At 57.4% G+C, this 14,937-nt stretch carries 13 protein-coding genes and 1 pseudogene; 9 read left to right on the top strand and 5 right to left on the bottom strand.

Going from position 1 to position 14,937, the window contains the following annotated elements; translation table 11 throughout:
• Positions 1–107: 107 nt before the first annotated feature.
• The 4 genes and pseudogenes from QM996_RS32860 to QM996_RS32845 form a co-directional block, all read right to left on the bottom strand.
• Positions 108–759, bottom strand: a pseudogene (locus QM996_RS32860) (IS110 family RNA-guided transposase); the annotation flags it as partial.
• 301 nt (positions 760–1,060) lie between these two features.
• On the bottom strand, positions 1,061–1,582 hold the full coding sequence (locus QM996_RS32855; protein ID WP_500270546.1) for a thioesterase family protein: 522 nt from the start codon (positions 1,580–1,582) through the stop codon (positions 1,061–1,063).
• A 1-nt stretch (position 1,583) separates the two neighbouring features.
• Entirely contained in the window at positions 1,584–3,254 is a 1,671-nt protein-coding gene (locus tag QM996_RS32850; protein ID WP_334141751.1) for an acetyl/propionyl/methylcrotonyl-CoA carboxylase subunit alpha, read from the bottom strand.
• A gap of 19 nt (positions 3,255–3,273) precedes the next feature.
• Entirely contained in the window at positions 3,274–4,413 is a 1,140-nt protein-coding gene (locus QM996_RS32845) for an ABC transporter ATP-binding protein (RefSeq protein ID WP_500270545.1), read from the bottom strand.
• 194 nt (positions 4,414–4,607) lie between these two features.
• Here QM996_RS32845 and QM996_RS32840 point away from each other — a divergent pair, with 194 nt between their 5' ends.
• Genes QM996_RS32840 through QM996_RS32800 form a run of 9 tightly spaced genes read left to right on the top strand, consistent with a single transcriptional unit; the run spans position 4,608 to position 14,005 of the window.
• Positions 4,608–5,705 (top strand): type 2 periplasmic-binding domain-containing protein, encoded by a 1,098-nt coding sequence (locus QM996_RS32840; RefSeq protein WP_500270544.1) that lies wholly within the window; start codon positions 4,608–4,610, stop codon positions 5,703–5,705.
• Between the two features lie 12 nt (positions 5,706–5,717).
• Positions 5,718–6,365, top strand: coding sequence for a TetR/AcrR family transcriptional regulator (locus QM996_RS32835; RefSeq protein WP_500270543.1), 648 nt, complete (start codon positions 5,718–5,720; stop codon positions 6,363–6,365).
• 31 nt (positions 6,366–6,396) lie between these two features.
• Positions 6,397–7,959: a class I adenylate-forming enzyme family protein gene (locus tag QM996_RS32830; protein ID WP_334141743.1), complete on the top strand. Its 1,563-nt coding sequence runs from the start codon at positions 6,397–6,399 to the stop codon at positions 7,957–7,959.
• A gap of 10 nt (positions 7,960–7,969) precedes the next feature.
• Complete coding sequence (locus QM996_RS32825; RefSeq protein WP_334141741.1) at positions 7,970–9,517, top strand: acyl-CoA carboxylase subunit beta; 1,548 nt, start codon at positions 7,970–7,972, stop codon at positions 9,515–9,517.
• Complete coding sequence (locus tag QM996_RS32820; protein WP_334141739.1) at positions 9,514–11,238, top strand: ABC transporter permease; 1,725 nt, start codon at positions 9,514–9,516, stop codon at positions 11,236–11,238. The genes QM996_RS32825 and QM996_RS32820 overlap by 4 nt, the downstream gene beginning before the upstream one ends.
• Positions 11,239–11,241: 3 nt before the next feature.
• Positions 11,242–12,414 (top strand): thiolase C-terminal domain-containing protein, encoded by a 1,173-nt coding sequence (locus QM996_RS32815; protein WP_334141736.1) that lies wholly within the window; start codon positions 11,242–11,244, stop codon positions 12,412–12,414.
• The gene (locus QM996_RS32810) at positions 12,414–12,821 is read left to right on the top strand and encodes a Zn-ribbon domain-containing OB-fold protein (protein ID WP_500270542.1); all 408 of its coding nucleotides are present in this window, start codon (positions 12,414–12,416) and stop codon (positions 12,819–12,821) included. Before QM996_RS32815 ends, QM996_RS32810 begins: the two co-directional genes overlap by 1 nt.
• A gap of 3 nt (positions 12,822–12,824) precedes the next feature.
• Complete coding sequence (locus tag QM996_RS32805; RefSeq protein ID WP_334141732.1) at positions 12,825–13,268, top strand: MaoC family dehydratase; 444 nt, start codon at positions 12,825–12,827, stop codon at positions 13,266–13,268.
• On the top strand, positions 13,268–14,005 hold the full coding sequence (locus QM996_RS32800; protein WP_334141729.1) for an SDR family oxidoreductase: 738 nt from the start codon (positions 13,268–13,270) through the stop codon (positions 14,003–14,005). The genes QM996_RS32805 and QM996_RS32800 overlap by 1 nt, the downstream gene beginning before the upstream one ends.
• Positions 14,006–14,108: 103 nt before the next feature.
• Here QM996_RS32800 and QM996_RS32795 read toward each other — a convergent pair whose 3' ends face one another.
• Positions 14,109–14,843 carry an NmrA family NAD(P)-binding protein gene (locus QM996_RS32795; RefSeq protein ID WP_334141727.1) on the bottom strand — a complete coding sequence of 245 codons (735 nt, stop codon included), beginning with the start codon at positions 14,841–14,843 and terminating at the stop codon, positions 14,109–14,111.
• Positions 14,844–14,937: the final 94 nt, after the last annotated feature.

Below are 14,937 nucleotides of genomic sequence, written 5' to 3'. Positions count from 1 at the left end.
ATAAATGGTTCGGGCACGAAGCCCGCTTTTTTTGCACAGGGTTTACGGCATGCTGATCCACTGTTTCGTCATCACTCGTCTCGAGCCTTGCAATCGCGCCCGGAGCCTCAAGCGAAAGCAGGATCCCTGCGTTCGTAGAGTGCGCCCGGTTTGTTTAGGACGACCCAGACGATCCGTGCCATCTTGGCCGCGAGTGCAACGACGGCCTTGTTGGGATGCCTTGTTGGGATGCATCCGCGCTTCAAGGCCGTCGAGCCAGTTGCCCAACCGATCGCGCGTCCGGTCGAGATGTCGGAAACACGACCGTGCGCCGTGCATCAGCAGCTTACGGACATAGCGATTGCCGCGCTTGCTGATCCCCAGCAGCGTTTGATTTCCGCCGGTCGAGTATTGTCTGGGCACCAATCCCAGCCACGCCGCCAGATCGCGGGCTTTGCGGAACTGCAGTCCATCGCCGATGGCGGCCAGTAAAGCGGTTGCGCCCAATGCGCCGATCCCAGGGATCGTCATCAGGCGGCGCGTGACGTCTTCGCGATCGGCGATCGCCTCGATCTCTTTGGTGACTTGGCGGATGCGCTCTTCGAGGCGCAGGAGATCGGCGTGTAAATCACCCAGCAGCCGACTCATTGTCGGGGACAGATCATTCTCTGGGTCATTCAAAGCCGTTGGGAGATTACGTTTGAACAACTGCCGCTTCACATCGTGCCGATGGGCCAGCTCCGTGACCGTAGCGCCAGAAACTCCAACCGACATGACAATGTCGAGCTTCTGTTCATCACCCCACCGACGCCGCCGTTCCTGCCCAAGAATTTCGACACGCATCCCATACCTCGCCTAAGACACGTCGCTAACGACGTCGTTAAACACGTGTCTTAGGTCATCAAGGCGCTATCCGGCAGGCGGTACCAATCGGGCGCTTACCATCGCCCTCGGGGCGATGGTTTGCGTTGCGAGACGGTCTGCCGCCAGCACTCAGATGACGTGTCACTCCCGTGAGCCAATCGCTCCGCCCGGTATGACCATTGTCTGGAGCAAAGATAGTCGTCAGTGGACCCCGAGATTAGGAGCTTCTTGGTGCCTTTATCGATGCAGCAAGCCCTTTGGGCGCATTTACCGGCCGCCAGGAATCCAACGCTCTCTGCAGGCAGCCGCGCATATAGTCGTTGATGGGTGTGGACCGACGTTTAACTGTGTCCACGTGCACCATCATGTGCTCACCTGTAGCAAGCACGATATCTCGCGCGACATCCACAACGTACTGGTAAATGTGTAGCTTCGTATCGTCGTAGCCAATCATTTCGGTATATACGCGCAACGGGGTGCCTAGCCGACACTCCCGAAGATTTCGTTGGTGTCCTTCGACGGAAAAGAAACTGTATCCCTGAAGACGGTACTCTTCAGTGAAACCCATCGCCCGCAGATAATTTTCACCAGCATCTGCTAGCACCTTGTAGTACTGCCACTCTGTCATGTGGCCGTTGTAGTCGATCCATTGGTCGTCGACCACGACCTCAAGGGTCAGTAGAGCGTTGATTTGAGGGCGCTCGTGTTCCGCCTCGGATTCAAACGGTGCGACCGGCATATCAGTCGAGCCCCATGAGATCATCTCCGGTTTCAATGAATGAACCCGTCTCGACATTGATCGTGGCAACCACTCCTGCTTCTTCGGCGAGAATGGACTGTTCCATCTTCATGGATTCCATGATTGCGACAACGTCACCACGGGCAATCTTGTCTCCCTGCTTTACACAGAGCTCCAGTACCATTCCCGAAAGCGGCGCCTTAATACCAACGCGATAGGTGGGAACATCGACTGCACCGTCGGGCTGTTCGATCATCGACACTTCCGCAATGTCTTCATCCGCCGCGGTGCCCTTGTCCCGCAGGGCCGAGGCTTCCTCGGCGAGCCGTGAGAGTTCAACGTCGATCCAGCGGGTGTAGACTCCAAATTCCTGACGATACTCCGCGACAAATTCCCGGCGTTTCACGATGGCGCGATGGAGCGGGGTCACCGCGCTCACTCCCTCAATGACCAATTCACCAAGTGCGCGAGCCGCGCGTTCTATTGCCTGCTCGCGGTCACGACCGGTCACAATTAATTTCCCGACCAGGGAATCATAGTACGGCGGTATCGTATCGCCTTCGGCGTAGCCGAAATCCAGCCGCACCCCCGGTCCGCCTGGGAGCCGCATGCGCTTGATCTTGCCAGGCACAGGTCGGAAATCGGCCCACGGGTCCTCCGCATTAATCCGGAACTCGATCGAATGTCCGCGGACCGGCGCGTCCGTAAAGGGCAATGGCTTACCCTCGGCAATGTTGAACATCTCCCGGATGATATCAATCCCCGTTACCTCCTCGGTCACGGGATGCTCAACCTGCACGCGGGTATTTACTTCAAGGAAATAGATTTCGCCGTTGTTCGTTACGAGGAATTCGCAGGTCGCCGCACCGCAATAGCCTACTTCCTTGAGGATGCCGACCGAAGCTTTTCTCAGAATGTCAATTTGGTCGTTGGTCAAGAATGGTGCTGGCGCCTCTTCGACTAGCTTCTGCTGTCGGCGTTGCAGAGTACAGTCACGTGTCGAAATGACAGCAACGATACCGTGCTGATCGGCGAGGCACTGGGTCTCCACATGGCGGGCATGCTCGGCATATACCTCGACGAAACACTCTGGTCTCCCGAAAGCAAGTCCTGCCTCGCGTTCGGCAGCGGCCATGAGCGGCTCGACCTCTTCCATCGTCCGGACGATCCGCATACCTCGGCCACCGCCACCATTCTGGGCTTTGATAATTACCGGCAGACCGTGTTCTTCGGCAAATGCCCGAACCTGCTCGTGAGTAATTGCGCCGTCGTCCAGGGATGGAAGAAGTGGAGCTCCGACTTTGCGGGCAATGGCTCGGGCTTTCACTTTATCGCCGAGCTGGGCGATCGCTTCAGGAGGCGGCCCGATCCAGACGAGCCCGGCTGCTTGTACAGCAGCGGCGAACGTTTCGTTCTCGGACAGCAGGCCATAGCCAGGATGCACTGCGTCAGCCCCGCTGCGCTTGGCGATGTCGAGGATGGCTGCTTGGTTCAAATATGTTTCCAGGGGCGAGTTGCCTTTAAGCGTGAACGCTTCATCGGCAGCGCGAGCATGCAGGGACTGCATATCAGCCTCGGAGGCGATGGCTACCGACTGATAACCTGCGTCCCGGCACGCCCTGACGATGCGCAGGGCAATTTCGCCGCGGTTTGCTATAAGGATCTTCTTCATTTTTCTTCCCCCCGAGCTCTCAGTGATCGACCAGCACGGTCGATGCAACTTTCCAGGTTAGCCAAACCTCCACACCAGAAGGGGGGATTTGTGACTGCGAGCACTCTACTAGAAACGTTGCGCCCGATTGTTCAGAAACCGTAACGATGCAGCGACTTCCCAGAAAAAGCTCTTTTTCGATATGAACTCTGATCGGAGGTGCATGCGCCTCATCGACTGTATTTGAGCCGAGCAGGATCATGTCCTCGGGGCGAAGGACTATCGACAACGAAGAGTCCTGTTTGAGGATCGAGCGCGGCAGTGACAAGGAAACCGAGCCGAGACTTGTCCGAACCAAGGTCCTTCCATCGGCGCCTCGTTCCAAGCTCAACACGTCGATCAGGTTCGCCTCACCTAAAAAGCGGGCAGCGAAACGGGAGTTGGGGCGAAAATAGAGTTCTGCGGGCGTGTCGTACTGAAGGATTTCCCCGCCATCCATGATCGCGACTTTGTCAGAGAGGATAAACGCTTCTTCCTGGTCGTGCGTAACATAGACCGTGGTGATGCCGGTACGCTGTTGGATTTCCCTAAGATCAGCACCAAGCTGCTGCCGAAGCCTACGGTCCAGGGCACCCATAGGCTCGTCGAGGAGAAGCAGCCCCGGGCGATAGACGAGCGCGCGCCCGATCGCCACGCGTTGCTGCTGCCCTCCACTGAGCTCTCCCACCGCGCGATCGGCTGCATGGGGCAATTCAATAAGATCGAGAATCTCCTTCACTCGCCGCTGGCGATCAGCTTGCGGCCATTTGTGAAGTTTCAATGGGTACTCAATGTTTTGAGCCACGCTCATGTGCGGGAAGAGCGCGTAATTTTGGAATACGAACCCGATGTTGCGCGCTTGAACCGGGAGGCGCGTTACGTCTTTGGCGCCGATCGCGATAGAGCCCGAGCTTGGTGTAAGAAGCCCAGCGATTGTCCGTAAAAGCGTCGTTTTTCCGGATCCGGACGGGCCAAGCAGCGTGCAAAACGAACCGGGTTCGATGACAAGACTTGTCTTCTTCAGCCCGAAGTAGCCGTTCGCGAAGCGGACCTCGACATCTTTTACATCGATACCGTTCGCCCTCTCCTTCGTCTTTTTATCCAAGCTCGAGCTCGTCGTCGCAACGCCCTGGCTGATCATTTTGTTACCCCTGTTTAGCTGGCCGACCGGCGCGGACGACGTTTTCCTCCATCCGCAATCTATAGCCATCATAAAAGCGTCTGCCGGTTTTTATCAAGACACCTGTAATAAAACAAGTGGACTCAGCCTTGCGCTCCGGAATCTTTTTGTTACAGTTGTCTTAGAAAATGCAAACCAGAGGAAGGGGAATGCCAATGAGGAAATCAACCACTACGGCTGCTTTTATGGCTGTTAGCGCAGTGCTCATGCTTCAGTCGGCGGGCGCGTCATTCGCTGCCGACGTGCTGCCAGCAGAAGTTAAGGAAAAGGTGTCGGGCGAGCTCGTCTGGCACGACGCTTCTGGCGGCGCGACTACCCGTGCTCGCGAGGAAACTGTTATCAAGGACTTCGTGGCCGAAACCGGTCTCCAGGTTAAAGGCGACTTCAATTCCGACATGACGAAGTTCTTTGCCGCCATGGATAGCGGCGCTTCCATTCCGTGGAGCATGATCGAATTTCCGACGAAAGGCGACTTCATCAAGGCGCGCGATGCTGGCTACGTCCAGAAACTGGATCCCAGCATCGTCGACCTGAACAAGCTTGGCCCGACGGCCCACGACGAATACGGCGTGGATGTGCTGCGTTACGGAATTGTATTCACCTACAACACGAGCAAGTTTGCAGCGGACAACGCCCCATCCAGCATCGTTGACCTCTTCGATATGAAGCGTTTCCCTGGCAAGCGGTGCCTGTTCAAGTACCCACAGTTCGGGGGTGTGCTGGAAGCAGCACTTCTGGCCGACGGCGCAACTCGGGATAATCTGTATCCGTTGAACCTCGACAAGGCATTCGCAAAGCTTGACACCATTAAGGGTGATATCCTGTGGTGGTCGAATGGTGACGATGCCATCCGCCTGCTTTCAAGCGGAGAATGCTCGATAGGCATCGCCTGGAGCGGTCGCGTCTACGGTGCAGTGAAGAACGACAACGCGCCGCTCGCAGCGAAATGGGAAAACTCTCTGTATTCGCAGGCCGTCTACGCTGTCCCGACTGGTGCACCCAATGCGGCCGCCGGCCAGGCTATGATCGCACACTTCATCGCCGATCAAGATGGACAGAAGGCGCTCGTCAAGCAGATTACTTATGCCACCGACATTGTCGGGCTCGACAGCACCGCGTACGGCCAAGATCTGGAACATTGGATCGTTGCTGGTGATAATGCTAAGAAAGCGATCGAGGAGAACGCCGACTACTACGCGAAGAACATCACGGAAGTAGTCGCCCGCTTCAACCGTTGGGTCGCTCTAAACTAGAGAAAGAATGACATGCCTCGCGTGGTGGATCACAACGAACGACGGAAGCAGATCTGCGATGTTCTATTGGACATCGTCTCGGAGGCCGGGATAGCCGCGGCCACGATCCGGGAGGTTGCAGATCGTTCGGGCTGGTCCACCGGCGTAATCGGTCACTATTTCAAAAATCGCCAAGATCTCCTGCTCGGCGGCCTCCGCCGGGCGGCTGAAATCCTCGGTGAGCATAATACACGTGTCATAAATACGCTCGAGGGCATCGCTGCCCTTGAGCAGATCCTTGAAGGAAGTATTCCCCTGGATAAGCGGCGGCTTGCGCTGTGCCGGATTTTCTTCTTCTTCTACGCGGAAGGCATGACAGTAGCCGATCTGCGGCAAGAGCTTGAAAGCTATCTCGTGGGATGGAGAAAGTCGGCGACGCGAGCCATTCGCCAGGCTCAAGCCCACGGCGACCTTCCTGCCGACCTTGAGCCGAAACGGGTCGCGGCAGACCTCGTTGGGCTTGCGGACGGTCTGAGCATTCATTCGCTGCTTGACCCGAGAGTGATGAGCCAACTTCGGGAACAGTCGCCCATCAGATACTGGATTCGTCGCCTGGGCACCGAAGTGCCGTCGGGTGACAAGGGCGAGTCAGCACCGCCTACCCGATATGCCTCTGCATAGCGGGCAAGAATACACTTAACTGGGAACGCACATGTCGCACGTTATTTCCTCTACCCTCGGGTGGACCGTATCCTCTATTCTCGGTGATACTGGTTCGCAGGTTTTGCACCAGCCGGAGAAGCTCGCCCTCGTGTGGGAACACGGATCGCTTACCTACAAGCAATTGCGATCCAAAGCGCTCAAGCTAGCCGGCTCGTTTCGAGCGGCCGGACTCCAGACCGGCGATCGAGTTGCCTCGATGCTGTTTAACCGGGGCGAGATTTTCGAGCTGTATTACGCTTGCGCGTTCGCGGGTCTGGTGTTCGTGCCTGTCAGTTTCCGGCTCACCTCCAGCGAAGTGGCCTCAATTCTCGATGACAGCGGTGCCAAGCTGTTTTTCGTGGAAACGGAGACCGCGCCGATAGCCGAGGAAGCGGCGAAGGCTTTGGCAAACGGTCCGAAGCTGATCACTCTCGAGGCCACTGCAGGAGGATCACAATATGAAGCCTTCGCCGATGCTTATCCCGCGCTCACCTCCGCAATCCCACACGACGTGCAAATGATCTTGTACACCTCCGGCACCACAGGAAAGCCGAAGGGTGTCGTAATGCGCTCGCTCGCCGTTATGTGGTGTGCCATGCAGCAGGCCAGCATCTTCAAGCAGATGAACCAAGATACGGTCATGCTTCTCAATGCGCCGATGTACAACACGGCCGCATTGAACGAGAGTTCCATCCCGACATTCCTAGTCGGCGGGACCGTCGCCATCATGCCAAGCCGTGGATGGAGCGCCGAGCGCCTGGGCGAGTTCGTTCAGAAGTGGAACGTGACGCATGCCCTGATTTTCCCATCAATGTTCCGCAACATGATCGAGGCAGACGATCGCGCCCCGTTGCCGCTGGGGACCATGAAATGGTGGTACACCGGAGGTGAGAACTGCCCGCCAGCGCTGATCGCCGAAGCGCGCCGCCGCTGGTCCCACATCCACCTGGCAATCGCGTACGGCTCCACCGAGTCGGGTCTGCCCACGCTCGTTGACGGCGACGACATCGATCTTCATCCAGGGTCTGTGGGACGATGTGTTCCCGGCCAGTCGATCCGTCTTCTCGACGCGGATGGGAGCGAGGTTCCTCCGGGAGGTGTGGGCGACGTTTGGACAGCAGGCCCGTCGGTCATGAGCAACTACTGGAACGCTCCCCAGCTCGACGCGGAAACGGTTCGTGACGGCTGGCTCAAGATCGGCGATCTGGCGACAATCGACGAAGATGGATGGATCCATATCGTCGGACGGAGCAAGGACCTCATTATCTCTAAGGGGCAGAACATCTACCCTGCTGAGATCGAGAACGTCATTCGCCAGCATCCCGCAGTCATCGACGTTGCCGTCGTGGGTCTCCCGGACGAGGAGTTCACGGAAGTAGTTTGCGCCGCGATCGTCCCACGCAAGGATGCGGCCGCTTCAAAGGATGAGATCATGGCCTTCCTCCTGACGAAGCTGGCCTCCTACAAGAAGCCCCGGCACATCGTATTTGTCGACAGTTTTCCAATCCGGAACGCAACCAAGGTGGACAAGAAGGAACTGGCGAGCATCTGCGCCAAAATCCTGTCAATCTGAGGAGGAATCGATGACCCAGAACATTAGCCCCGAATGGCAAGCTCTGCTGGCAGAGCTGGAACGTCGCCGCGAAATAGCTCTTGCGTCGAGCGGACCCGAACGGATAGCGCGCGAGCACCGCTACGGTCGCACTACCGCCCGCGAACGCATCGCCAAAATCGCCGACCCGGACAGCTTTCTTGAAATCGGGACGTTCGTGACGACCCCTACCGAGGACGGCTCGCTCCTTGCGCCAACGTTCGTTTGCGGTCTCTGCGAAATCGATGGCCGTCCCGTCGCTATCGGTGCGGAGGACTTCAGTGTCGAAGGCGGCGGCGCGGGCGTACACTTGGCGCGTTACAAGGGCGGTTGGGGTGGATTCATCGAAGAATTCGCGCTCGGTTACAAGATTCCGTTCGTCATGCTCATCAACGGTGTCGGAGGTTCCATTCTCCTGCAGGATCAGATCGGTTATCCGGAACTACAGTCTGCCAATCCCACCTACCCCATGTTCGACCTTCTGCAGCAGGTACCTGTGCTTGCCGCGGTATTGGGCCCGACGGCCGGCAGCTCCGCCGCCCGCGCTCACATCTCGCACTTCTCGGTGATGACTTCGGACAACGGATGTCTGTTCGCGGGCGGTCCTCCAGTGGTCAAACAGGCCCTCGGTCTGGAGATCGACAAGTTCTCGCTCGGTGGCGTGGCCATCCATACCCGGTCATCCGGCCTGATCGACAACGCCGCTGAAAACGAGGACGCGGCACTAGCTCAGGTCCGTCAGGTGCTTTCATACCTCCCGGACAATGTTACCAGCAGGCCTGCCGTGATCGAGACGTGGGCGGAGAACGATCAGAACGAGCTCTTCTCGATCGTATCCCCGAGCTTAAGACGCGCCTACGACGTTCATAAGCTGATACGGTGCATCGCAGACCAAGATACATTTTTCGAAATCGCGCCTGACTACGGTCGTTCACTCCGCGTGGGGCTGGCAAGGATCGAAGGGCACACGATCGGGATCCTGGCTTCGGATGCACGGTTCGTTGCCGGTTCGCTCGATGTGCAATCTTCTCTGAAGCAAGCAAAGTTTGTTGAGCTTTGCGACCGATTCCACATACCGATCGCATATCTCGTCGATGTCCCTGGTTTCCTTGTAGGCCCGAAGGCCGAAGAAGCTGGCGTACTGACATTCGGTGCGATGGCGCTTCGTTCAATTCAGCAGGCGAAGGTACCCGTCATAACCGTGCAAATCCGCCGGTCCTTCGGGCTTGGAGGGGTCGCGACGGGGAGCCGCAATCCAATGAGCCTGCGGCTTGTATGGCCTAGTGCCGCATGGGGCGACATGCCGATCGAAGGTGGGGTCGAGGCGGCATTCCGAGCCGAATTGGAGGCTGCTCCTCCCGAAGAACGTGCAGCCTTGAAAGAGAAGCTCACAAGGCGGTTCGAGGAACAGACGTCCATCTGGAAAGCTGTCGAGAATTTCGGGGCTGAAGAGATGATCGATCCCCGAGACACCCGCAAATATCTCGCTCGACTCCTCAGGCTCGCATACCGCATGCCGCAGGAAGGTCGCAACGGATGACATATGTTCGGGTCACCTCCCCTGCCGGGGAACGGCCTTTCCTCGGCACTGCCGCGACGAAGATTGCCTTGCTACTCCCGGCCATCATTGTCCTCGCGCTGTCATTGGGCTGGCCGCTGCTAACGATCATTATGCGCAGCGTACACGAAAAGGGTCGTTCAAACTTTTCCGAGCCGCTTTACTTCGGCCACTACACGGCCATCGTACAGGACGATCTCCTGCGTCAAGTCGCGCTTCACAGTGTGATGCTCGCCTTCGTGTCGATGGTTGTCACTGTGCTGTTGGCGTTTCCGGCGGCCTACGTGATCTCCCGCCTCTCAAGGCGCGTCTCATCGCTGATGATGGTCCTCGTACTTATGCCGTTCTGGGTATCGATCATCGTCAGACTTTTTGCCTTTACGACCATCCTGGGTACGCAGGGCATTATAAACTCCGCAGCGGGCGCACTTGGACTGGGTCCCTTCCCACTGCTGTACAACACTTTCGCGACGATCGTCGGCATGGTGGCATACCTGTTGCCATACCTCATCCTGATCCTCGTTTCGGCAATGATGTCCATCGACACCTCGCTGCTGACCGCCGCACGGACTATGGGTGCATCTGAAGGTCGAGTGTTCCTCGATATCTATTTCCCGCAGGTCCGTCCGGCGCTCTTGGGGGGAAGCGTGCTTGTCTTCGTGCTAGGGCTTGGTTTCTTCCTTACCCCCGCCATTCTCGGTGGACCGCACAATCTGACAATTCCGATCTTTATCCAGCAGCAGGTTCAGAACTATCAGTGGGGCAAGGCGGCGGCGATGGGCATCGTGCTCCTAGCGGTCTCAGTGGTTGGTTACGCGCTAGCGCTCAAGATCGGCGGCAAAGGTATGCTGTCGCCCGTCCAGCAAGGCTCGCGGGGAGCAAGCGCCCGCGACCCCCTCCGACCAACATCTGTGACCGGATTATGCGTTGCAGTGCTCGTCTTCGATCTTGTGCTGCTGATACTACCGCTCCTCGTCGTTATTCCGACATCGGTCACGCAGACAACCCAGATCCAGTTCCCTCCAGTCGGCTTCAGCACGAAGTGGTTTATCGAGGCTCTGACATCTCCGATATGGATCGATGCATTCCTCAAGAGCATAAGGGTTGGTGTGATGACCGCGATTTTCGCTACGCTCTGCGGCCTCGCGCTTGCAAGGGTTGGAACTCGCTCGAAGTCACCCACGCTCAAATCGGCCATTCAGATCGCTGCTATCATACCACTCATAGTCCCGGTCATTCTGCTTGGCATTGGCATTTACGATGTACAAGGTCGTTTGGGATTGCTTGGCACCGATTTCGGACTGGTTGTCGCCCACGCCGTGCTTTGTCTGCCGCTCGTCTCTCTCGTGCTGGCCAACGCCCTCGCCGCCGTCGACATCTCAATCGAACAGGCAGCCTGGTCGATGGGCGCGAGCAACACTCGAGCCTTCTGGGACATCGTCGTGCCGCTCGCCATGCCCGCTCTGGTTGGCTCGTTCCTGATATCTTTCGTGACTTCATGGGACGAGGCCGTGCTCGCGATGTTCCAGACGGAACTCGATAAGACACTCCCTGTCACGATCTATTCCTTCCTCCGAAGCGGCATCACTCCGGCGGTCTCAGCTGTTGCGACAATCATCATCGCACCGGTTTTGATCGGCACGATTATCGTCGCCGCAAAATCCTTCACCACAAGTCGAAGTGCTACAAAGGCGAGAACCTAGCTCATGGCAACCGAACGTTTTCCAAGCGGCTCCGCGTCAATCGTGGGCGCCTACGAATCCCCGCGCCGAAAGGCCCCCGGAATCCACCCATATCAAATCCATTCAGAGGTCATAGCTGGAGCGCTCGCCGATGCTGGCCTGACACTCAACGATGTCGATGGTTTCGCAACTGCCGCTTCATTTCCCTCAGAGGCGGGTTGGCAGTTGAACGCCGTTGAAATTGCCGAATACGTGGGCATCAACCCCTCATGGGTATGCAGCACCGACATCGGCGGAGCGGCCCCTCTTAGCCATGTCGGAAATGCCGTTGCGGCGATCCAGGCCGGGCTCTGCAACACAGTCGTAATCTCCTACGCATCTTCCGGCCGCTCATGGCCGCTAAACGCCAGCGACTTTAATACAGGCCAAACCGGCCCCGGCGAGTTCGAAGTGCCATATGGCGTTTCAACGATCTCCGCATACGCTCTCGCGACTACGCGATACATGCACCAGTATGGCCTGAAGCCAGAGCAACTCGCCGAAATTGCCGTTCAGGCGCGTCGCTACGCACATATGAACCCGCAGGCGATGTACCGCGACCTGATTACGATCGACGACGTGTTATCATCGCCGATGATCTCTACACCCCTGCACAAGCTGGACTGCTGTGTTGTCAGCGATTCCGGCGGGGCGATCGTGGTCACCTCCAAGGCTCGCGCACAAGACACGCATCGAGGTGGCCCATGTGTGCTTGGCTTCGGGGAAGCGATCAGCCATGGCCAGATGAATCAGATGCGCGACATGACCACCACCGTCGCAGAGCATTCCGGTCGTCGGGCCTTCCAAACGGCCGGGCTAACGCCTGACGACATCCGTGTCGCGCAAATCTACGACTCTTTCACGATCACTGTAGCCCTCTCGCTCGAGGCCCTGGGTTTCGTTCCCAAGGGCGAAGTTGGAAACTTCATTTCCGGCGGTGGGATTTCTCCGGGCGGAAGATTGCGAATCAACACAGATGGCGGAGGGCTCTCCTCAAACCATGCCGGAAGACGCGGGATGTTCGCGATTATCGAAGCAGTGCGTCAGCTCCGCGGCGAAAGCCCCGGCCTGCAGCTTAGGTCACCCGAATTGTGCCTCGTCAATGGCACAGGCGGCTGGCTCTCGGCCACGGCCACTCTCATTCTTGGAGGTAAATAATGATCGAAATGACCTCTGTTCATCCGGTTCACAATGCTCTTTCCCAGCATTGGTTTGACGCAGCTAGCAAGGATGTTCTCCTCATTCAAAGGGATCCGGTTACAGGCGCAGCGCAAATGTATCCCCGTGCACGCGTAGCCGGGTTCCCGGAGCGGGAACCTGAGTGGGTTGAAGCTTCCGGACGTGGCTCGCTGTATTCCTTCACCGTGGTCGAACGATCGATCCACAAGGAGTTCGCTGCGATGACACCGTTCGTAATCGCGATTGTCGACCTTGAAGAGGGCGCGCGTATTACGAGCTGGATCGTCGATACCCCTACCGAGAAGATCCGCTGCGACATGGCTCTCAAAGTCGTGTTTCGAGAAATTCATCCCGGCGTAAAAATGCCCTGCTTTGTGAAGGCCTGACTAATGGAAACTGTGTTCAACGACATCCAGGAAGGGGCGGAATACGTATCCGCAGGCCGGACCATCACGGAAGCGGACATCGTGAACTTCGCGGGCTTAAGCGGGGATTTCAACCCGCTCCACATGGACGAAGAGTGGGTCCGCGAGAATACAAAATATCCCTCGCGCATCGCACACGGTCTCCTCGTGCACTCAATCGGCGAAGGCCTCAATTGCGCAGAACTCTCCACGTGGAAAATTCTAGGCTTCCTTGAAACGCAACGGCGGATGCTTTTGCCAGTCCTACCGGGTGATCGGATTTCCCAGAGCTACGTCGTCAAATCGAAAAGGCCCAGCTCAAAGGACCCGTCGCGCGGCGTGGTCGAGGTGGAGGTCGCCATCCGCAATCAACGCGACGAGATCGTGCAGGACGGTTACAACAGATATCTAATTGGAGGTAAGAGCTAATGCGTGGCTTGAAGGATAAGGTTATTGTCGTAACGGGTGGCGCGCAAGGAATAGGCCGAGCGACTGCTCTCCGCTTGGCCGAGGAAGGTGCGATCTTGGTGATCGCGGACCGTAATCTCGAAGGGGCAACAGCGACGGCCAAAGAAATCGAAACATCCGGCGCCCGTGCCTTGGCCATCTCGCTCGATGTTTCGGATCGCGAAAGCTGGGCCCAAGCGGCGATCAAGATCAAGGAGACCTTTGGCGGAGCAGATGGCCTTGTGAACAATGCCGGCCTGACACGTGACAAGTCCTTGCTCAAGATGGGCGAGGACGATTGGGATGTGGTCCTCAACGTCAACCTGAAAGGCGCATGGCTTGGATGCCAGACCATCGTGCCCCTGATGGTAGGTCGCGGTGGCTCGATCGTAAACCTGTCGTCCGAAGCTCGGTGGGGGGCGTTTGGTCAGTCGAACTATTCGTCGGCGAAGTCGGGTCTGGTAGGTCTGACGCGGACCGTTGCTATCGAGCAGGCACGTAACGGTATTCGGGTAAATGCCGTCGCTCCGGGAACGACTACAACCCCGATGGTTGAAGCCGTGCCGGAGCAAATCCGCCAAGGATGGCTTGAGAGCATCCCGCTGCGGCGGGAGGCCAATCCAGCGGAAATAGCCTCGGCAATTGTTTTCCTTCTCTCCGATGACGCCAGCTACGTGACAGGCCAAGTGCTGGGGGTAAACGGCGGCTCCGCTCTGTAAGTTGAAAATGCATTCCGACGCGATCATCAGCCGCAACGGTCTGATGGTCGCTTTGCGAATTTGAATCGGCCGATGTCACGTCGCCACAGATGGGCGCTTTCGTTTACATACTGATGAAACGACAGAGAGGGTCGCCCCAAAATGATTTCAATCGCGCCAGATACATCCGAGAATTCTTGCTGCACAGGAATTCATACACGGCACGGGGATGCTTAATGACCTGGTTCGATAGACCTGAATACGCGGGCCCGGACAGATGCTCCTCGATATCGGCATCAACGTACCACATCTCATGACCCGCCGCTTTCGAGATTATCTGTATCGCGTCGTGCCAAGTGTGGGCGCTTGGACCGGTCAAAGTGTAGGATCTCCCGGCATGCCCTGCCCCTAAAAAGACTGTAGCCGCTACGTCTGCAATGTCGCGGGTATCGACGAACGCAGTTGGCCAACCCTTCGTCGGCACCCTGATCTCGCCCTCGTCGCGTAACTTCGGAAGGTAGTACTCTGGTGCTGAGAAGTTCTGCATAAACCAATGGGGGCGCAAAATCGTCCATTCGAATCTCGAAGATTCGATCAGCCGCTCGACGCGTCGTTCGTCGAGATATTCGTTCCTTGATTCAGACGCGATTTCTGACAAAAGCACGATGCGCCGGACTGACTTTGCGTCGTCCAGAAAGCTCGCCACCGTAGCTTCAACGTCCTTCACAGCACCATAGGCGTTCGGTTTGACGAGGTAGACGCTGTCAACGTCGTGGAGAGCTGCTTTCCAGGTTTCCGGAGCAGTCCAGTCGAACGCTCTTCCATCGGATACATGCGGCTGCCTAGACGCTGGGATCACCTCACTGTCGACCTTCTTTGAAGGCTTTCGACAAGTTTGCGACCGGTTTGACCGATGGCTCCCAAAACTAACACCTTCGTCATCGGGGTATCCG

It is taken from the genome of Sinorhizobium chiapasense (assembly GCF_045277575.1).
Classification (GTDB): domain Bacteria; phylum Pseudomonadota; class Alphaproteobacteria; order Rhizobiales; family Rhizobiaceae; genus Ensifer; species Ensifer chiapasense_A.
Note: the sequence above shows the minus strand (reverse complement) of the source record. Positions and strands in the feature narration are given on the sequence as shown.